General features: G+C 51.3%; 22 protein-coding genes. 8 read left to right on the top strand and 14 right to left on the bottom strand.

Annotated features, from left to right (window positions below; genetic code table 11):
- Positions 1-5: 5 nt before the first annotated feature.
- The 7 genes from OH663_RS06885 to OH663_RS06855 form a co-directional block, all read right to left on the bottom strand.
- Entirely contained in the window at positions 6-257 is a 252-nt protein-coding gene (locus OH663_RS06885) for an acyl carrier protein (protein WP_005121566.1), read from the bottom strand.
- Between the two features lie 12 nt (positions 258-269).
- On the bottom strand, positions 270-527 hold the full coding sequence (locus OH663_RS06880) for a phosphopantetheine-binding protein (RefSeq protein ID WP_016154854.1): 258 nt from the start codon (positions 525-527) through the stop codon (positions 270-272).
- Positions 508-1,323 (bottom strand): lysophospholipid acyltransferase family protein, encoded by an 816-nt coding sequence (locus tag OH663_RS06875; protein ID WP_045448556.1) that lies wholly within the window; start codon positions 1,321-1,323, stop codon positions 508-510. Before OH663_RS06875 ends, OH663_RS06880 begins: the two co-directional genes overlap by 20 nt.
- Positions 1,320-2,042, bottom strand: a complete 723-nt coding sequence (locus OH663_RS06870) for a beta-ketoacyl synthase chain length factor (protein WP_200013225.1) — start codon at positions 2,040-2,042, stop codon at positions 1,320-1,322. Before OH663_RS06870 ends, OH663_RS06875 begins: the two co-directional genes overlap by 4 nt.
- 40 nt (positions 2,043-2,082) lie before the next feature.
- A complete protein-coding gene (locus tag OH663_RS06865; protein ID WP_045448552.1) occupies positions 2,083-3,144 on the bottom strand; it encodes a class I SAM-dependent methyltransferase in 1,062 nt (353 codons plus the stop codon).
- Positions 3,145-3,212: 68 nt separating this feature from the next.
- Complete coding sequence (locus OH663_RS06860; protein WP_144243109.1) at positions 3,213-3,590, bottom strand: hypothetical protein; 378 nt, start codon at positions 3,588-3,590, stop codon at positions 3,213-3,215.
- A 452-nt stretch (positions 3,591-4,042) separates the two neighbouring features.
- Positions 4,043-5,089, bottom strand: coding sequence for an AI-2E family transporter (locus tag OH663_RS06855; RefSeq protein ID WP_048222960.1), 1,047 nt, complete (start codon positions 5,087-5,089; stop codon positions 4,043-4,045).
- Between the two features lie 132 nt (positions 5,090-5,221).
- Between OH663_RS06855 and OH663_RS06850 the strand changes: the two genes are divergently transcribed.
- Complete coding sequence (locus OH663_RS06850) at positions 5,222-6,439, top strand: MFS transporter (protein WP_200013226.1); 1,218 nt, start codon at positions 5,222-5,224, stop codon at positions 6,437-6,439.
- Between the two features lie 3 nt (positions 6,440-6,442).
- Here OH663_RS06850 and OH663_RS06845 read toward each other — a convergent pair whose 3' ends face one another.
- Entirely contained in the window at positions 6,443-7,000 is a 558-nt protein-coding gene (locus OH663_RS06845) for a DcrB family lipoprotein (RefSeq protein WP_045448544.1), read from the bottom strand.
- A 72-nt stretch (positions 7,001-7,072) separates the two neighbouring features.
- On the bottom strand, positions 7,073-7,738 hold the full coding sequence (locus OH663_RS06840) for a 7-cyano-7-deazaguanine/7-aminomethyl-7-deazaguanine transporter (protein WP_045448542.1): 666 nt from the start codon (positions 7,736-7,738) through the stop codon (positions 7,073-7,075).
- 168 nt (positions 7,739-7,906) lie between these two features.
- Between OH663_RS06840 and tusA the strand changes: the two genes are divergently transcribed.
- On the top strand, positions 7,907-8,152 hold the full coding sequence (gene tusA, locus OH663_RS06835) for a sulfurtransferase TusA (RefSeq protein ID WP_003827551.1): 246 nt from the start codon (positions 7,907-7,909) through the stop codon (positions 8,150-8,152).
- A 50-nt stretch (positions 8,153-8,202) separates the two neighbouring features.
- On the opposite strand, the gene zntA is transcribed toward tusA, so the two are convergent.
- Entirely contained in the window at positions 8,203-10,401 is a 2,199-nt protein-coding gene (zntA, locus tag OH663_RS06830; RefSeq protein WP_200013227.1) for a Zn(II)/Cd(II)/Pb(II) translocating P-type ATPase ZntA, read from the bottom strand.
- A 75-nt stretch (positions 10,402-10,476) separates the two neighbouring features.
- Entirely contained in the window at positions 10,477-11,103 is a 627-nt protein-coding gene (locus OH663_RS06825) for a lysoplasmalogenase (RefSeq protein ID WP_045448538.1), read from the bottom strand.
- Between the two features lie 141 nt (positions 11,104-11,244).
- On the opposite strand from OH663_RS06825, the gene OH663_RS06820 reads away from it, so the two are divergent.
- A complete protein-coding gene (locus tag OH663_RS06820) occupies positions 11,245-11,604 on the top strand; it encodes a DUF2500 domain-containing protein (protein WP_048222956.1) in 360 nt (119 codons plus the stop codon).
- A 44-nt stretch (positions 11,605-11,648) separates the two neighbouring features.
- On the opposite strand, the gene OH663_RS06815 is transcribed toward OH663_RS06820, so the two are convergent.
- Positions 11,649-11,924 (bottom strand): DUF1145 family protein, encoded by a 276-nt coding sequence (locus tag OH663_RS06815; RefSeq protein WP_200013228.1) that lies wholly within the window; start codon positions 11,922-11,924, stop codon positions 11,649-11,651.
- Positions 11,914-12,510, bottom strand: coding sequence for a 16S rRNA (guanine(966)-N(2))-methyltransferase (gene rsmD, locus OH663_RS06810; RefSeq protein ID WP_045448532.1), 597 nt, complete (start codon positions 12,508-12,510; stop codon positions 11,914-11,916). Before rsmD ends, OH663_RS06815 begins: the two co-directional genes overlap by 11 nt.
- A 151-nt stretch (positions 12,511-12,661) precedes the next feature.
- Between rsmD and ftsY the strand changes: the two genes are divergently transcribed.
- The 5 genes from ftsY to livJ all read left to right on the top strand — a co-directional run bounded on the left by ftsY (position 12,662) and on the right by livJ (position 18,387).
- Complete coding sequence (gene ftsY / locus OH663_RS06805; RefSeq protein ID WP_200013229.1) at positions 12,662-14,182, top strand: signal recognition particle-docking protein FtsY; 1,521 nt, start codon at positions 12,662-12,664, stop codon at positions 14,180-14,182.
- Between the two features lie 2 nt (positions 14,183-14,184).
- A complete protein-coding gene (ftsE, locus tag OH663_RS06800) occupies positions 14,185-14,853 on the top strand; it encodes a cell division ATP-binding protein FtsE (RefSeq protein ID WP_006687468.1) in 669 nt (222 codons plus the stop codon).
- Positions 14,846-15,904 carry a permease-like cell division protein FtsX gene (gene ftsX, locus OH663_RS06795; RefSeq protein ID WP_045448527.1) on the top strand — a complete coding sequence of 353 codons (1,059 nt, stop codon included), beginning with the start codon at positions 14,846-14,848 and terminating at the stop codon, positions 15,902-15,904. The genes ftsE and ftsX overlap by 8 nt, the downstream gene beginning before the upstream one ends.
- Positions 15,905-16,158: 254 nt before the next feature.
- Complete coding sequence (gene rpoH, locus OH663_RS06790) at positions 16,159-17,013, top strand: RNA polymerase sigma factor RpoH (RefSeq protein ID WP_045448525.1); 855 nt, start codon at positions 16,159-16,161, stop codon at positions 17,011-17,013.
- A gap of 270 nt (positions 17,014-17,283) precedes the next feature.
- The gene (gene livJ / locus OH663_RS06785; protein WP_200013230.1) at positions 17,284-18,387 is read left to right on the top strand and encodes a branched chain amino acid ABC transporter substrate-binding protein LivJ; all 1,104 of its coding nucleotides are present in this window, start codon (positions 17,284-17,286) and stop codon (positions 18,385-18,387) included.
- A 211-nt stretch (positions 18,388-18,598) separates the two neighbouring features.
- Here livJ and panM read toward each other — a convergent pair whose 3' ends face one another.
- The gene (gene panM / locus OH663_RS06780; RefSeq protein WP_045449824.1) at positions 18,599-18,982 is read right to left on the bottom strand and encodes an aspartate 1-decarboxylase autocleavage activator PanM; all 384 of its coding nucleotides are present in this window, start codon (positions 18,980-18,982) and stop codon (positions 18,599-18,601) included.
- Positions 18,983-19,243 lie beyond the last annotated feature (261 nt).

Here is a 19,243-nt window from a genome sequence, read left to right as displayed (position 1 = left end):
GTGAGTTACGCTTCTTTGAGAAGGCGTTCTACCGCATCGACGACATCTTGTACGGTGCGTACTGCTTTGAACTCTTCCGGCTTGATTTTCTTACCGGTTTTCTTTTGCAGATGCACGATCATGTCGACGGCATCAATGCTGTCGAGCTCCAGATCTTCGTACAGGCGTGCCTCAGGCTTGATATCCTGTGGGTCGACTTCGAATAGCTTAACCAGCAGCGAGGAGACTTCTTCGTAAATGGCTTTTTGTTCGGTCATAACGGACTATCCTCAGGCACGTTGCGCGTGAATGAAAGATGCCAGCGTGGCGACGGAGAAGAAGTGCTGGCGCATCTCTTCACTCTCAGCAGAGAGCACCACGCCATACTCGTTTTTCACCGCCAGACCCAGCTCCAGAGCATCGATCGAGTCCAGCCCTAAGCCATCACCAAAGAGTGCCGCTTCGGTTTCAATATCGTCAGCTGTCAGTTCGTCGAGATTCAGTGTCGTTATAATGAGATTTTTGATTTCAAGATAAAGCGCTTGCATCATTAATTCCTGAAAGAGGTAAATTACCTGGTTGTAATTGAAGCAAAAGATGCCGGTTTAACTGCCTTGCGGCCAGCGCCGGTTCTTGTGAATTTGCATCGTAAAATTGATCGATTTTAACTCGTTCGTGTACTGAAATAGTAAATACGGGTTTTACCGATGGGACGTCATACCATTTGCTTTCTTTATCCAGCATTTGTTCGCTGCAGTTAATGGTCACTATGCGTAAATCGCTGCTGCAGCGCACAGCGATATTTGCTGCACCGCGCTGTAGCGTCATTTCCTCTCCGGGGCGTGTGCGAGTACCCTCGGGGAAAATTAAAATTGTATCGCCTTGTTCCAGCCGTTGCTGGCAGGCAGGCAATAGCGCATCGGCCTGACTATTAATCAGGTAATCTGCCGCCCGGACTACGCCGCCGAGGAACGGATTCTTCAAGAGCGCGCTTTTCACCAGGCAGTCCGTTTCCGGCATAACCGAGGCCAGTAACACATAGTCGATTAGCGTCGGATGATTGGCGACCACCAGACACCCTCGCTCTTTGCGCAAGATGTCTCGTCCTTCAATGCGGTAATCCAGTACGCCAAGTCGTTTCGCCACGGTTAAAAAGAGACGAAAACTGGCGGCAATGCTGCGTCTGGCGATGCGCCGACGTCTGGTATTATTCCATATCGCAACTAACAATAAGTTAAACCAGATAGTAGAAAGCAGTAGTCCCCCGAGACCAAACAAGGCAAAGCAAAATCCGGTCATTACCAGCCGCCATCCCCAATTAAGGCGCAGAAGTATCCTGTTCATCCCTGACTCCACTGCCACTGCACGCGTTCACCCGGCAGGGTAAACGTATCGATATCCTGTAGATAGTGCTGTAAAAACAACAAGCTTTGCGGCAACGTGGTCTCACTATGGGCGCTATGCGGACGGGTTTTGCATTGCCAGGTATCACCTGATTCAATTACCAGCGCGACGGCAAATGGCCATGTCGGCATTTCAGGAGGCAGTTGTGGGTGATAAAACTCAGGCAGAAAACCGTCGAAATCGACCATTAACACGCGCTGATATCCCGCCTGCAACAGGCTCATGACTTCGCATAATCCTTGCTGGAATGTATCCCTGCCTGCAGAGAGTGAGGAAGAGACGATCGGTTTTTTCGCAGCGATAGTCAGGTTACCCACGGCGGAGTTATGCACAGAAAGGGCAAAATCGGTCGGTGAGAGTGCCTGCTCTGTTGCCAGGGCGTGCAGGATCCGGTAGTTACGCTCCAGTTCACCGTGGCGGCTGGTATAGAGGATGGCATCGATCTTATGGCGGCGTAGCATCGCCAGCCCGCAATCGACGGCCAGCTTGCTGCCGGAACTGAGGCGGCGAGCCGTCATCATTGGTAACTCACTGAGTTTAGCCAGTGGTGCGGCTGGATCGATAGCGTGCGAAAGCCGTGACCATTCATGCCACTGTGTCCTTTCGCTTAACCCTGGCGCCTTGGCCTGCCAGTCGATAATGTTTAATGCAAATTTCATCAACGCGCGTCCGCGATAAATCGGTAGTTCCGATTGTTTATTATTTTTTCTTCTGACATATCAATAAAGTATGTCCAACACCTAAGTTGTCGTGGCGTTCATCTACCTGAAATCCTGCCTGATTCAGATAGTGATAAAACTTCTCTACGCTGTAGAAACGGCTGTTGCCATTCGCCATACAGGTAAAATAAAGCGAAGACGCATTCAGGCTAAATGAGGCCGCTTCAAATTTTTGGGCATCCCAAAACAGTTCCATAATGCACAACTTTGCGCCGGGTTTCATCACGCGGGCAATATTGCTAAGCATGGTGATAATTTGTTCCGGAGAAAAACAATCCAGGAATTGGCTCATCCACCAGATATCCGCCTCGGCGGGTAAAGGCGAATCGCTAAGCATATCCACAGGATGGAAATTTATGCGATGAGATAATCCTGCATTTTCGATATTTTCACGTGCAAGTGCAATTTGTTGCGGTAAATCTAATAGGGTTACTGCAATATTGTCATCATGTTGACAACAACGTAATGCCCATTTCCCGGTATTTCCGCCAATATCGTACAGGGTTGCAGGGGCGCTGGCGAATACATATGGCAGTGCGGCGTCAAATGCCCCATCTGAATAGTAATGATCGAAAGCAAACCAACTTTCACGCGCAGCCGGCGGTAATTGCGACAGAGCGGGATAGATTGTTGGCCAGTCACCAAAGATTTTTAATCCCGCGGGTTTTCCTTCTTTCAGCGCATTCTCCAGATAGAACAAACCCTGATAACAAACATCCTGGGTGAAATCCATATTCACACGCGTCATCGTGTCATGTAAAAGAAAATGACCGACTTTAGCGAGGTAATAATGCCCCTCTTTATAGGTAATGATTCGCCCGCTTAACCCCATATCCAGCAGTATGCTGGCAGCATATTCGTTGATGGTACTGTTTTCAGTAATTTCATCGAGTGTCGCGCCGCGTTTACCTTGCTTGTCCAGCCAGGCGAGTACTCCCGCATTTCGCAGGCACAACGCGGTTTGAAAAAGCATAGGGGCAAATGCGATTCGTTGTGCTTCAGTAATGGCATCCAGTGCGCTAAGCGAATCCTGTTCGTACATGTGGGAACAACCTGTTAAATGGTAGATAGTTAGAGTATCGGGCCTTATCGGCCCGACTTTAGGCATAATTACAGATTGGCACCGGTTGACAAATTGATCTGGATGTCTTTATCCAGATTGCGCACCCAGCGGTTATAGTTTTTGTGAATTTTCCCGCCTGAAGCCTGCAGATTGAGGCTGCTGTCATATTTGATGTCGTAGCTGGTGGCGGTATAGGTAATACGGACTTCAGCCACATGATCGCGGGTTTGCTGACGTGCTTTGATGACGCCAGGGCTAACTTCAGACATGATCCACTGGCGTTGAACGCCTGCTTTCAGAATTGCGGTTTTAACCTGATCCTGAGTGTGCCCTGCGCTAACGCTGGAGTGTACTTGATCAATCGGCGCGGTACGCGCACAACCTGCCAGCGCACCGACAACAGCAATTGCCGCAAACCATTTAATATACTGCTTCATTAAAACTCCCTATCAAAGTACTGTTTATACGTGTTAAATAATAAGCTGCGAAATAATGATCACCCGCATCACCTTGTGATTTTATTTAAGCTAAATTTGTGGTCTATTTCACAAGACTGATAGCAAGGTGATGGAATTACCTGAGTATAATATTCTATGTTTTTCTGCAACGGAAAGTCTACGTCGCTATTGTCGGTGATAAGTATAGGTTGTCAAGCAAACGATATCAATGGAAATAACCTTTAAATATAGAGGGTTGGTTTGGGTTAAATGACTTTTGAAATTTATTGTTTTGTATATTCAATTCATGAATTTAATGTATTCACTTAAATAAGATAATGAACTCATTTTCATTATCTTATTTATGGCAAATCGGCATATATATCTACGCTTATACCAGTTTAATGGTCGTGTAAGAACTACCCCGGTTGGTAGTTTTTTCAGGGAAGCCGGCTTTTGGGTCTGCCTGGTCCAAGTAAAATAGCCAGTTTGCTGCCGCCTGTGGTGGTTTCCATCCAAATTTTGCACACGCTGGTTAATGGTACGGAGAGCAGCATTCCTACCGGGCCGAGTAGCCATCCCCATACCAGCAAGGAGAGAAATACGATCAGCGTCGACAATCCTAAACGATGTCCCATCATGCGTGGCTCAAGGATGTTACCAATCACCATATGTACTGCCAGAAAAAGTGCGCCAACGAGCACGCATTCGTAGATGCCATTGAACAACAGTGCCTGGATCATCGGTGGTACGGCGGAAATGACGGAACCAATATTGGGTACGTAATTTAACAGGAATGCCAGTACGCCCCACATCAGAGCAAACTGAATACCCATTAGCGCAAGCCCAAGCCAGATGATAGCTCCTGTCCATAGGCTGAGTAGCGTTTTTAGCGCCAGATAGTGAGAGACGCCCTTTAATGCCCGATGAAGACCAGCAATATGGATTTGCGGATTATTCAGCGCAAAACGCATTTTGTAGGGGACATGGCGTACTTCAAACAGCATAAATACCACCGTCATTACCAGCAGGACGACGCTTGCCATCGCACCGGAAACTCCGGTCATCAGCGTGGTTGTAAAGGTCATCAGCTTGTCAGAATCAATGCGTTGTAGCATGCGCTCTGGCGACATATGCAGATTAAGAAAGGGCATCATATCCTGCAGATACAGTACCTTGCGTGTTAGCTCCTTGTTGTACTTTGGCAGCATGCCGATAAACTCATTGACTGAGGAAGCAAGAACACCCACCAGCGCGGTGAGAACGATCAACATCACCATCACTACCAGCGTAATGGCGATCGGTCGACGTACTCCCCGGCGAATAAACCAGGTGACCAGTGGATTCAATACAATGGCAAAAAAGAGGGCCAGCAGTAGTTGCACAATAATATCTGCGGCGGCATGTATGCCTGCGAGGATAACAACCAGAGCGGCAAGTTTGAGCAGAATGTGCAAACCCGTTTTATCGGGCTGAGAGGTTGTCATGTATTCTTCCTTTTTACGTTTTGCATTAAGTGTAGCGGCTGGCTTGCGACAGATATTCCTAATCTGGCTGCTGATTTCTCTTCTGCATCATGGTAGATATGAAACACTGTTGTAAAAATGTGGTGACCCTCCATGCCCGAACCCGTCGCTGAACCAACGTTTAGCGGATTACGTCTCAATCTGCGCATTGTCTCCGTGGTGATGTTTAACTTCGCCAGCTACCTGACTATCGGCTTGCCGCTCGCGGTTCTGCCGGGATATGTCCATGATATTATGGGCTTTAGCGCCTTCTGGGCCGGACTGGTGATTAGCCTGCAGTATTTCGCCACGCTACTGAGTCGTCCCCATGCTGGTCGATATGCCGATCTGCTGGGGCCGAAGAAGATCGTAGTTTTCGGACTGTGTGGCTGCTTTTTAAGTGGTCTGGGCTATTTGCTGGCAGGTTCGACCAGCGGCTGGCCAATGGCGAGTTTGCTGCTGCTGTGTCTGGGACGCGTGATACTGGGAATTGGGCAAAGTTTTGCTGGCACGGGATCCACGTTGTGGGGCGTGGGAGTAGTGGGGTCAATACACATTGGCCGGGTGATTTCGTGGAATGGCATCGTCACCTACGGCGCGATGGCGATAGGCGCACCACTAGGCGTACTGTGCTATGCCTGGGGCGGATTACAAGGACTGGCATTAACCGTCATGGGGGTGGCGCTACTGGCGATACTGCTGGCACTCCCTCGCCCGGCAGTGAAGGCCAGCAAGGGCAAACCGCTGCCGTTTCGCGCGGTACTCGGACGCGTCTGGTTGTATGGCATGGCGCTGGCGCTGGCCTCCGCAGGATTTGGGGTGATCGCCACCTTTATTACGCTGTTTTATGACGCCAAAGGTTGGGACGGTGCTGCATTTGCGCTAACGCTGTTCAGTTGCACGTTTGTCGGTACTCGTTTGTTATTCCCAAATGGTATCAATCGGTTAGGTGGTTTGAATGTGGCGATGATCTGCTTCAGCGTAGAGATCGTTGGGCTGCTGCTGTTAGGGATGGCATCCATGCCGTGGATGGCGAAAATAGGCGTTTTGCTAGCAGGTGCGGGATTCTCGCTGGTCTTCCCTGCGTTGGGTGTAGTGGCGGTAAAAGCTGTACCGCAACAGAATCAGGGTGCTGCGCTGGCAACTTATACGGTGTTTATGGATTTATCGCTAGGGGTCACCGGGCCGCTGGCGGGGTTGGTGATGACATGGGCGGACGTGCCAGTTATCTATCTGGCGGCAGCTGGGCTGGTTGCGGTGGCGTTCCTGCTGACCTGGAGGCTAAAAAAACGGCCCCCGATTGCATCATCGGAGGCCGCATCATCATCTTAACGATTACTGGATAACCAGGGTGTTAATGATATTTTCTGCGGTAGTCTGCGCTTTCTGCTGATCGTCAGCAGGCAACGTGATTTGCAGAGTCAGCAGTTGGTTGTTGACTTTCCCCAGTACCACGGAAGAGTAAGCAGTCTGGCCTTTCGCGGAGATGATGCTGTCTAACTGCTGAAGAGTGTGACCTTTCAGTTCAATCGACTTGTTAGTGACCACCTGTAACTGCGGGTCACGGCTGCGCTGCTGATCTTCCAGACGTTTTGCCAGAACAGCCAGGTCTTCGCTGGTATCGTCGCCGACAATCACAATCACTGCTTTTTGGCCGGTAGCATCAGAGTACACGTGCATGTTGTTGGCCTGAGTACCCAGCTTGCCGCTCTGATCGGTCATGTCTGCTGGCAGGGAAAAACTGAGTTTGCCATCCAGCAGGCTAACCGGTTGTCCGGTAGCGCTACTTTCTGCGGCAGCACCCTCTGCTGGCGCTTTTGAATCGCTATTATCACAGGCCGCAAGCCCCATAACCAGCAGGCCAATACCGACATATTTAACCAGATTGCGCATTGACTTCTTCCTTTCGATAAACGGCCATAACGGCTCATTCGTCCATCTTATCACAACTCGGAAAATGAACCTTTAACTCGTCTGCAATGCCGATATTTCGGATTTATCTGCCAGCCTTTTCAGTAACATATTCAACAGCACGCCGTACATCGGCAGGAAGAAAATAATACTGATCAGCACCTTGAAGCAGTAATCAACAAGCGCGATTTCCATCCAGTGCTCTGCCATAAAGGCATCCGGGCTACGCCAAAAGGCGATAAAGAAGAAGGCCAGCGTATCGCTGATATTGCCAAACAACGTTGAAGCCGTGGGTGCCAGCCACCAGCGACGGTTCTGACGCAGACGGTTGAAGACATGCACGTCCAGAATTTGTCCCAGCGCGTAGGCCATAAAGCTGGCGGCGGCGATACGGGCAACAAACAGGTTAAAGTGCAGCAGCGCGCCGAATCCCTGCCAGGACCCCATATAAAACAGTGCTGAAATAACATATGAGATCAGCAGCGCGGGGACCATCACTGCAAAGATGATGCGTCGTGCCAGCGGTGCGCCAAAAATACGTACGGTCAGGTCGGTTGCGAGGAAAATAAACGGAAAGCTAAAAGCACCCCATGTGGTATGAAAACCAAAGATGGAGATCGGAAGCTGCACCAGATAGTTGCTGGAGGTGATCACCAGCAGATGAAATAGCGATAGCCAGAACAACGCTTTTACGCGCTGAGTTTGTGTAAACGGAGTCATATTGTGACCTTTTTGTTGGATGGGGTGAGGGAACCCAATAAAAAACCGTCGCATGATACTGCTTTAAGAGCACATTGCAATGGTTGTTTTTCACGCAATCGTTAACCTGATTGGCTTACTGACCAACAGAGCGTAAAATAACGCCGTTTTTTATTGAACGAGATAATGATGAGCGATTTGTTTACCTCTCCCGACCATACCCTTGATGCACAGGGACTGCGCTGCCCGGAACCGGTAATGATGGTGCGTAAAACCGTACGCGGCATGCAGGCCGGAGAAACGCTGCTGATTGTCGCGGACGATCCGGCGACAACCCGCGATATTCCCGGCTTCTGCACGTTTATGGAGCATGAGTTGGTGGCAAAAGAGACCGACTCTCTGCCGTACCGTTATTTAGTGCGTAAGGGTCAGTAATCGCTGCCGGATGCCGACGCTAAAGCGTCCCATCCGGCCGACAAAACGCGTTATCCTTTACGTAACAGCCGCAACGCGTTGGCAGTCACAAGAACCGTCGCCCCCGTATCTGCCAGCACCGCCAGCCACAATCCGGTGATCCCGAGCAGTGTGGTAATCAGAAAAATTCCCTTCAGTCCCAGCGCAATCGCAATATTCTGACGAATATTGGCGTGAGTGGCGCGCGCCAGTTGAATCATTTGTACCAGACCACGCAAACGGTTATGGGTCAGGGCGGCGTCTGCCGTTTCCAGCGCGACGTCGGTCCCGCTTCCCATTGCAATGCCGATAGTGGCGGCTTTCATTGCCGGAGCGTCGTTAATTCCGTCACCGACCATTGCCAGCGGCGACTGCTGGTTCAGGCTGGTTACCACCCGAACTTTATCTTCCGGCAGTAGCCCGGCTTTGAACTCCAGACCCAGTTCACTGGCAATCGCTGCTGCCGCTCGTGGATTATCGCCGGTGAGGATCACACCTTTCACACCTAACTGATGAAGCTCGCTGATGGCGGTGCGGGCGTCGTCACGCAACGTATCCTGCAAGGCAATTACACCCAACACGGCATTGTTGCGCAGCACCAGCACTACCGTTTGTCCGGCGCTTTCCAGTTCACTTATCTGCCCGGTAAAGGCTTCGGCAGGTTGTTTACCTGCGGCGCAAATCAGCACGCGTTCGCCATTAACCTGCGCTTCAATGCCTGAACCAACCAGCGCACGCTGTGCTTTGGCCCCTGGGATGGTCAATTCACGGGTTTGTGCTTCGCGAACAATCGCCTGTGCCAGTGGATGCGTGGCGCCTTGTTCTACCGCCGCCGCCAGTGCCAGGAGTTCGGACTCGCTGATATTGCTCGCTGGATGAATGGCTGTTACGCGGGGTTTACCTACAGTCAGCGTTCCGGTTTTATCAAACGCCACCTGAGTGACTCTGCCCAGTTGTTCCAGCGCCGCACCGCCTTTAATGAGCGCCCCACGACGTGCCGCTGCTGCCAGCCCGGAGGTGATCGCTGCAGGCGTAGAGATAACCAATGCGCATGGACAACCAATCAACAACAGCGTCAGCCCTTTATAAATCCACTCCTGCCAGGATGCAGCAAACAGCAGCGGCGGCACGAGGGTGACCAGCAGGGCAACCGCCATAATAGCTGGGGTGTAAATCCGGCTGAAGCGGTCAATAAAACGCTCTATGGGCGCGCGACGCTCGTCGGCTTCTTCAATCAGTTTCAGAATGCGGTCAATGGCGCTGGCACCGGGTTCAGAGAGAACTTCAAGTGTGACCAGACGGTCGACGCTGGTTGCGCCCGCCGGGACTTTTTCGCCGGTTGCGCGTTCAACCGGGATAGATTCGCCGGTGAGTGCGCTTTCATCAAAACTGGCAAAATCGGAGACCAGTTTGCCATCGGCAGGTAAACGTCCACCCGCGGCAACTTCGATAATGTCGCCAGGCTGGAGAGTATTAATGGCGACCTCTTCACGCTTGCCATTATGCAGGCGTGTGGCGGTTTCTGGTTTCAGTGCCATCAGGGCGCTGACGCCTTTACGGGCGCGGCTGGCTGCCCATCCTTCCAGGCGTTCGCCAATTAAGAACAGCAGTAAAACCATCGCGGCTTCAGCCGTGGCACCAATAAACAGCGCGCCAATGGCGGCAACGCTCATCAGTGTTTCAATGGCGAAGTAGCTGCCGGTTTTCATCAGGCGCAGGGCCTGACGGGCAATGGGATACAGACCAACCAGCGTGGTGGCGATAAACGCCATCTGACCAAAGGGGTGATTGAACTGCTCCAGCCCCCAACTAATAGCCATCATGATGACCAGCGTAATCAGCGGCAGGTTCTCTTTAAATCGGGACTCGGGGGCCTCTTGCGGAGTCTGCTCATCGCGCAGGGTATAGCCTGCCTTTTGCACCGCGTTTTCAATTTGTTGGCGGATATCGGCGTCGGTATTGACCACCAGTTTTTCAGTCGCGAACAGCACCTGAACGTGATTGACACCTCTGACCTGACGGACCGCATTTTCAACTTTACGGGCGCAAGCAGCGCAATCCATACCCGCTACTTTCCAGGAATAGCGAGAACCTTCAACGGCATCGGAAACGGGCGGTGGGGTTGAGCAACTCCCTTCACAGCAGCAGTCATCTGCCTTCTGTGGTGCAGGAGCAAGTTTGAATGAAGAAAACTGTGGGGCCTTTTTGCCATTGGCATCTGGTGTCGACATGGCATCCTCCGGTCGATAATCATTTCGTATTAACCGGAGGATACACTCTGGAGTCGACTCCAGAGTCAAGCATTTTTAAAGATACAGCGAACGAACAATCAGGAAATGTCCGGCAAAGTAGCAGGCGGCGGCAATTGCATTATCAGCGCGGAAGCGGCAACGATAATGACTTCCCAGCCAGACAATATTGCCGACAAACAGTAACGCGGCCCCCATAAATGCTGACAGCGCCGGGGCAGTTGGGCGGAAGAACCAGAGCTCACCGGCCATCCATACCATCATCAGGGTGATGCCGATAAAGGTACATATTGCTAAGCGAAGCTCTTCCAGTCGCGTCCAGATCACGGCGATCAGTAAGGCTCCCATCACCAGCAGCACCAACGGCAGTGGCCAGAAGAACGACAGTGTCATTTGGCTGGCGAAATAAATGGTATACAGCAAATGCGACAGGAAAAACGCGCCCACGGCATACAACAGGCGTTGACGTGGCAACAGTGTCAGTGCATCGCCCAGTAGTGAGGCAAACAAGCCGGCCAGCACCAGGTAGCTGACGGCGTTAAACATTGGTGCCTGCCAGGCCAGTAACAGCAGGAGTAATAATGTGAGTGGCTTAAAGACCCAACGTTGCCAGACGGGGCCACGATAAGAGGCATCTACAAACAGCCATGCGGAAAGACAGACAGCGATAAACGACCAAAGCATCTTAGTTCCTTGAATTCGTTATTTTTTCGTAAGCGGGGTGCCTACGGCTCTTCTGACCAGTGTAGAGGCCGATAGCGCCAGATGACAACACCATAACAGGCAGGTTATGCTTATTTCCGCATTTTCTGATGGGTTAATAATATGAGTAAACCACCACTTTTTTTCATTGTTATCATTGTATTAATTGTTATTGCCGCATCGTTTCGCTTTGTTCAGCAGCGACGTGAAAAAGCGGATAATGATGCCGCACCGCTGGTGCAAAAGCAGGTGGTGGTAAGTAATAAACGAGAAAAGCAGCTTAACGACAGGCGTTCACGTCAGCAGGAAGTGACTCCGGCGGGCACCAGCATGCGTTATGAAGCGAGCTTCAAGCCGCAAAATGGAGGTCTGGAGCAGACGTTTCGTCTTGATGCGCAGCAGTATCATGCATTAACGGTCGGGGACAAGGGCACGCTGAGTTACAAAGGCTCGCGCTTTGAGGGGTTTAGCGCACAACCGTAATTGAGCAGGCCGGATAAGGCGTAAACCGCCATCCGGCATTGCGGTTACTTCTTCAACTGAGTCTTAATTTTCTTCTGCCAGACCAGTAGCTCAAACACGCCAAACAGAAAAATGCGGATTTTCTCACCGCTGGTCATCTGCGGGCCATCTTTTGGTAACGTGCTTTTTAACAGCGCTAACTGCATCCCATGCATCAGTGCCATAAACACCAGTGCAACGTTAACGAAGATGTTGAGTGGGCGTGGAAACGGCTGAAAAATATTAAGCAGTAAAAAGGCCCAGACGCACAGCATCAATAAGCGTCCCAGATTAATCAGCATTGTGCTCTCCTTTGGCTTCGCGTTGATACAGGCGATAGGCGACCTGTCCGGCTACCTTTTCGCGATACAACGACCAGTTAACAGGAACCGGAGGCAGACCGTTTTCAACTTCGCTTTCCACGTAAATATACGCCTCGTTTGCCAGCCAGTTGTTTGTTTCCAGAAGAGTTAATGTTTCTTCCAGTAAACCTTTGCGAAAAGGTGGATCAACAAACACCACATTATGCGGCGTACCCGCCTGGGCCAGAAACGCGAGCGTGTTGGTGTTGATGACGCGGGCATGGCTTGCCTTAAGTGTGGCAAGATTCTTTTGTAACTGCTGCGATACCGCACGGTCCATCTCCAGCAGCGTGGCGTCTGCTGCATAGCGGGAGAGGGCTTCCAGCCCCAGCGCGCCGCTTCCGGCGAAGCAGTCGAGGCAGCGCGCGTCGACCATCACCGGGGCCAGCCAGTTAAACAATGTTTCGCGGACTCGGTCGGTCGTCGGTCGTAAACCGGGACTGTCCGGAACCGGGAGTTTACGGCCCCGCCATTGCCCGCCAATAATGCGGATCTGACCGCTGCCTGAGTGATTCGGTTTTTTCATTTCGATTATTGCTCAATCCGCCTATAGCATGTCGTTCCAGGCGGTGATGTGAGTTGAGTTAAGTGATAGACTATTTCATCATTTTTATAGCTGCTATGTACATAGCGTTGACGCTGTGCCATGAAGCAACAGCGGGGGAGTGTAGTCGCAAATGGCGAAAGAGAAAAAACGTGGCTTTTTTTCCTGGCTGGGCTTTGGTCAAAAAGAGCAGGCACCGGAAAACGAGACAGAATTAAAAAACGAAGAACAACAATCGGTTGCCGAAGAAACTGTCGTCGTAGAGGAACAACCTCGCGCGCAGGAAACGCATAGTGAAGCGGAATCAGAAGCTTTTGCTGCTGAAGTTGTTGAAGTCACGGAACAGGTTGCGGAAATCGAAAAGCTGCAGCCTGAAATAGAGCCCGTTGCCGAACATGTTCAACCGGTTGTTGAAGCACCTGAACCGACAATGGCCGCCGTTGAGGTTATTGAACGCGAAGAGTTGCCGCTGCCGGAAGAGGTGAAAGCTGAAGAAACTTCACCTGAGGAGTGGCTGGCCGAAGCGGAAACCGTTGAAATTGTGGAGGCGGTTGAAGAAGAAGCGGATAACGAACCGCAACTGACTGACGAAGAGCTGGAAGCGCAGGCGCTGGCAGCCGTGGCGGTGGAAGAAGCCGAAACTGTTGTACCGGTTGAAGGCACCCCAGCGGAAGAGGGTTTGGTAGAGGAAACGGTAGAAGAAGAGGCCGCGCAGGAGCAGGAAAAGCCGACGAAAGAAGGTTTCTTTGCGCGTCTTAAACGCAGCTTGCTGAAAACAAAAGAAAACCTCGGTTCCGGATTTATCAGTCTGTTCCGTGGTAAAAAGATCGACGATGATCTGTTTGAAGAGCTGGAAGAGCAGTTACTGATCGCTGACGTGGGTGTGGAAACCACCCGCAAGATCATCGCCAATCTGACGGAAGGCGCCAGCCGCAAGCAACTGCGTGATGCAGAAGCGCTGTATGGTCTGCTGAAAGATGAAATGGGCGAGATTCTGGCAAAGGTTGATGAACCGCTGAATGTTGATGGTAAAACGCCATTTGTTATTTTAATGGTGGGTGTGAACGGTGTGGGTAAAACGACCACCATCGGTAAGCTGGCGCGCCAGTTTGAGCAGCAGGGTAAGTCGGTGATGCTGGCAGCCGGGGACACCTTCCGTGCTGCGGCGGTAGAGCAGCTGCAGGTCTGGGGTCAGCGTAACAACATCCCGGTGATTGCTCAGCATACCGGCGCGGATTCCGCATCCGTTATCTTTGATGCTATTCAGGCTGCGAAGGCGCGTAACGTTGACGTGCTGATCGCTGATACTGCGGGTCGCTTGCAGAACAAAGCGCACCTGATGGAAGAATTGAAAAAAATCGTTCGTGTCATGAAGAAGCTGGACGAGGATGCGCCGCATGAAATTATGCTGACCCTTGACGCCAGTACCGGGCAGAATGCAATAAGCCAGGCCAAACTGTTCCATGAAGCGGTGGGATTGACCGGTATTACCCTCACCAAGCTGGACGGTACGGCGAAAGGTGGAGTAATTTTCTCGGTTGCCGACCAGTTTGGCATCCCTATCCGTTATATCGGCGTGGGCGAACGTATCGAGGATTTACGTCCGTTTAAAGCGGACGATTTTATAGAGGCACTTTTTGCCCGAGAGGATTAACAATGATTCGCTTTGAACATGTCAGCAAGGCCTATCTCGGTGGGAGACAAGCGCTGCAGGGAGTCACATTCCATATGCAGCCTGGCGAGATGGCGTTTCTGACCGGCCACTCCGGTGCGGGGAAAAGTACCCTGCTGAAGCTGATCTGTGGAATTGAGCGGCCCAGCGCCGGGAAAATCTACTTCAGCGGGCATGACATTAGCCGTTTAAAAAACCGTGAAGTGCCGTTTCTGCGCCGTCAGATCGGGATGATTTTTCAGGATCACCATCTGTTGATGGACCGAACCGTTTTTGACAACGTAGCAATCCCGCTCATCATTGCGGGTGCCAGCGGGGACGATATCCGTCGCCGCGTGTCGGCGGCACTGGACAAGGTCGGGCTGTTGGACAAAGCGAAGAACTTCCCGATTCAACTCTCCGGCGGCGAACAGCAGCGCGTGGGGATTGCCCGTGCGGTGGTGAATAAGCCTGCGGTACTTCTGGCGGATGAACCTACAGGGAACCTCGACGATGCGCTGTCGGAAGGGATCTTACGCTTGTTTGAAGAGTTTAACCGCGTAGGAGTAACGGTATTAATGGCAACGCACGATATTGGGCTGATCTCCCGACGTTCATATCGTCAGCTTGTCCTGAGCGATGGACATCTGCATGGAGGCCTGGCTCATGAATAGGCGCGACGCTATCAATCAAATTAAACAGTTTGGTGGCCGACTGGACCGCTTCCGTAAATCGGGCGGTGCTCCGGGGGACGGTGGTCGCAACGCGCCAAAGCGTGCAAAATCATCGCCGAAGCCGAACTCGCGTAAAACCAACGTCTTTAACGAGCAGGTGCGCTATGCATTCCAGGGGGCGTTACAGGATCTGAAAAGTAAGCCACTGGCGACATTCCTGACGGTGATGGTAATCGCCATCTCCCTGACGCTGCCAAGCGTCTGCTACATGGTTTATAAGAACGTTAACCAGGCGGCAAGCCAGTATTATCCGTCCCCGCAGATCACTGTTTATCTGCAAAAAACGCTGGATGACGATGCGGCGGCGCGGGTGGTGGGTCAATTGCAGGCAGAGCAGGGCGTGGAGAAAGTGAATTATCTTTCCCGCGATGATGCGCTGGGCGAATTCCGCAACTGGTCCGGTTTTGGTGGTGCGCTAGATATGCTGGAAGAGAACCCGCTTCCGGCTGTGGCGGTGGTGATCCCGAAACTGGATTTCCAGGGCACGGAGTCGCTGAATACGCTGCGTGACCGTATTACGCAAATCAATGGTATTGATGAAGTTCGCATGGATGACAGCTGGTTTGCGCGGCTGGCTGCGCTGACGGGACTGGTTGGGCGTGTGTCAGCGATGATTGGCGTGCTGATGGTGGCAGCGGTCTTCCTGGTCATCGGTAACAGTGTACGTCTGAGTATCTTTGCTCGTCGCGATACCATTAACGTACAGAAACTGATTGGTGCAACGGATGGATTTATCCTGCGACCGTTCCTCTACGGTGGGGCGCTGTTAGGCTTTTCTGGCGCATTTCTTTCACTGATTTTGTCAGAAATTTTGGTGATGCGGCTGTCGTCAGCGGTAACAGAAGTGGCGCAGATTTTTGGAACAAAGTTTGATATCAATGGCTTATCATTTGATGAATGCCTGCTGCTTCTGCTGGTGTGCTCGATGATTGGCTGGGTGGCCGCCTGGCTTGCCACGGTTCAACATTTACGCCACTTTACCCCCGATTAAAAAATCTCTGGTATAATCTTTCCCTGCACTGAGTAGTTCGCTCTGCAGGGAAAGAGTCACTGTTTTCTCTTCCCGGCGCATTCATCGTGATGTCACATTTTGTGCGTAATTTATACACAATACGACATGGAACTTGTGGATAAAATCACTGTCTGATAAAAGATTGAATGATATTCTCGTTGCTCATAAGCTCTGGCATGGTTGTTGCTATTGGTTTTCCATCGCGCCAGATGATACAGATTGAGAGGATTTGAATGACCAAAGAAATGCAAAATTTAGCTTTAGCCCCTGTTGGTAACCTGGAGTCTTACATCCGGGCTGCGAACGCGTGGCCGATGTTGTCGGCTGACGAGGAGCGGGCACTGGCTGAAAAGCTGCATTACCAGGGCGATCTGGAAGCAGCTAAAACGCTGATCCTGTCTCACCTGCGCTTTGTTGTTCATGTTGCTCGTAATTATGCGGGCTATGGCCTGCCGCAGGCGGATCTGATTCAGGAAGGTAATATCGGCCTGATGAAAGCCGTGCGCCGTTTCAACCCGGAAGTGGGTGTGCGCCTGGTTTCCTTCGCCGTGCACTGGATCAAAGCTGAGATCCACGAATACGTTCTGCGTAACTGGCGTATCGTTAAAGTCGCGACCACCAAAGCACAGCGTAAGCTGTTCTTTAACCTGCGTAAAACCAAGCAGCGTCTGGGCTGGTTTAATCAGGATGAAGTTGAAATGGTTGCTCGTGAGCTGGGTGTTTCCAGCAAAGACGTCCGCGAAATGGAATCCCGTATGGCGGCGCAGGACATGACGTTTGATATGTCTTCGGACGACGAGTCCGACAGCCAGCCGATGGCTCCGGTGCTTTATCTGCAGGATAAATCGTCTAACTTTGCTGACGGCATCGAAGATGACAACTGGGAAGAGCAGGCGGCTAACCGACTGACCGACGCAATGCAGGGTCTGGACGAGCGTAGCCAGGACATCATTCGTGCCCGTTGGCTGGACGAAGACAACAAGTCGACGTTGCAGGAACTGGCCGATCGCTACGGCGTCTCCGCTGAACGTGTGCGTCAGCTTGAAAAGAACGCCATGAAAAAACTGCGCGCGGCAATCGAAGCGTAACCTTCCAGTAAACCTGGAAATGCTTATAAACCCTGGATGAAAATCCGGGGTTTTTTGTTTTTATCTCTCCTGCTCTCTCCTGAGGTCTATGCTTTTTGTCATCAAGTTGTTATCTGCATGTCAAATTTAGCTATTCCAAAATAATAAAAATCGGGTATGTTTTAGCAGAGTATGCTGCTAAAGCACGGGTGGCTATCCAATAATTGAAATAAAGTGCTGAACAACAACATCACAACACACGTAATAACCACAATAATGGGGATTGTCAGGATGAATATGAAGGGTAAAGCGTTATTGGCAGGATGTATCGCCCTGTCTTTGAGCAATATGGCGTTTGCTAAGGATATTAAGGTTGCCGTCGTCGGCGCGATGTCGGGCCCGGTGGCGCAGTATGGCGACCAGGAATTTACCGGTGCAGAACAAGCGATTGCGGACATCAACGCAAAAGGTGGCGTTAAGGGTGACAAACTGGTCGTAGTGAAATACGACGACGCCTGTGACCCTAAGCAGGCGGTAGCGGTCGCTAACAAAGTGGTCAACGACGGGATCAAATACGTTATCGGCCACCTTTGCTCATCATCCACTCAGCCAGCGTCAGATATTTATGAAGATGAAGGTATTCTGATGATCACCCCGGCGGCTACGGCACCGGAACTGACTGCGCGTGGCTATAACCTGGTTATGCGTACGACCGGCCTGGACTCCGATCAGGGGCCAACCGCCGCGAAATACATTCTGGAAAAAGTGAAGCCGCAGCGCATCGCTATCATCCACGATAAGCAGCAGTATGGTGAAGGTCTGGCGCGCGCAGTGCAGGACGGTCTGAAAAAAGGCAACGCCAACGTAGTATTCTTTGACGGGATCACCGCCGGTGAGAAAGACTTCTCTACCCTGGTAGCGCGCCTGAAGAAAGAGAACATCGACTTTGTTTACTATGGTGGTTATCACCCGGAAATGGGGCAGATTTTACGTCAATCGCGCGCCGCAGGTCTGAAAACGCAGTTTATGGGGCCGGAAGGAGTTGCGAACGTATCGCTGTCTAACATTGCCGGTGAATCTGCTGAAGGGTTGCTGGTAACCAAGCCGAAGAACTACGATCAGGTTCCTGCGAACAAACCAATCGTAGATGCGATTAAGGCCAAGAAACAGGATCCGAGCGGAGCCTTCGTGTGGACGACCTACGCTGCACTGCAGTCTTTGCAGGCCGGTCTGAACCAGTCTGAAGATCCAGCTGAAATTGCCAAATACCTGAAAGCAAACTCAGTGGAAACCGTCATGGGGCCGCTGTCCTGGGATTCGAAGGGTGATCTGAAAGGCTTCGAGTTTGGCGTGTTCGACTGGCACGCTAACGGTACTGCAACCGACGCCAAATAATTTTCCTGCGCCTTTCGCGCTGCAGGGGCGTTGGCTGCGTTATTCTCCCCCGGGAACTTACTTATGTAAGTTCCCGGGGATTTAATGAGGGACATCCCTGTCCCTCACCGAAGGCAGCCTTTGGCTGTTCAAATTAGTTCCAGACGAATTTGTCACTCCCTTGCCGCCTTCCTGCAACGCGAAATTCTTGGAAAATTGCGAGGCGGTTATTTTATCTTTTCTCCCAGCCATCCGCCTGCGCAGTAAACCCTAACGCATGCATAAACGCGGCCATGGTATTTCGGTCCTCGACGCCAACATCCGCCATCCACCAGCATGAAACGTCCGGGTTATCCCGGAGAACCTCCTCTACTAAATACTGCCCGACGCCTCGACGACGCGTGATTTCACGAACACGTAATGAATCCAGCGCGCCTTGCGTACCGCTCAGTGTCACACGTACCGCTCCCAGCAGACGCTCGTTAAAACGCGCAGCATAGATCCGGTGGGCGTCATCTACGCTTAAGGATGAGGCGGAATATTCAGGCCAGATTTTGCCCAGATCGATGTGATCCTGAGCGCTAAAGTTTTCTAAACGAATGATGGTCAGCTTCATTGACAGCATGTCCAAATCACAAAAGATGAAATCAGTGTACCGAAATAATTCACCCGGACGCTTTCTCTTTTTTATGCGAATAACCAGGTTAATAGTTTTGTAACAACGATAATGACAGTTTGAAACATTAGAGATTGAAAAATAGGCAGGATAATACCCTGGAATGCAGCATTTTATTCCGCTCATTATGCCGTTATTTTATGCTGACAAACGCACTTTTTTTTGTTTATCTATAGTGAAAAGCAGAATATTATCTTTTCT

It is taken from the genome of Citrobacter sp. Marseille-Q5395, from assembly GCF_947057495.1.
Classification (GTDB): Bacteria; Pseudomonadota; Gammaproteobacteria; order Enterobacterales; family Enterobacteriaceae; genus Citrobacter; species Citrobacter murliniae.
This window is presented reverse-complemented; position numbering and strand designations above follow the sequence as displayed.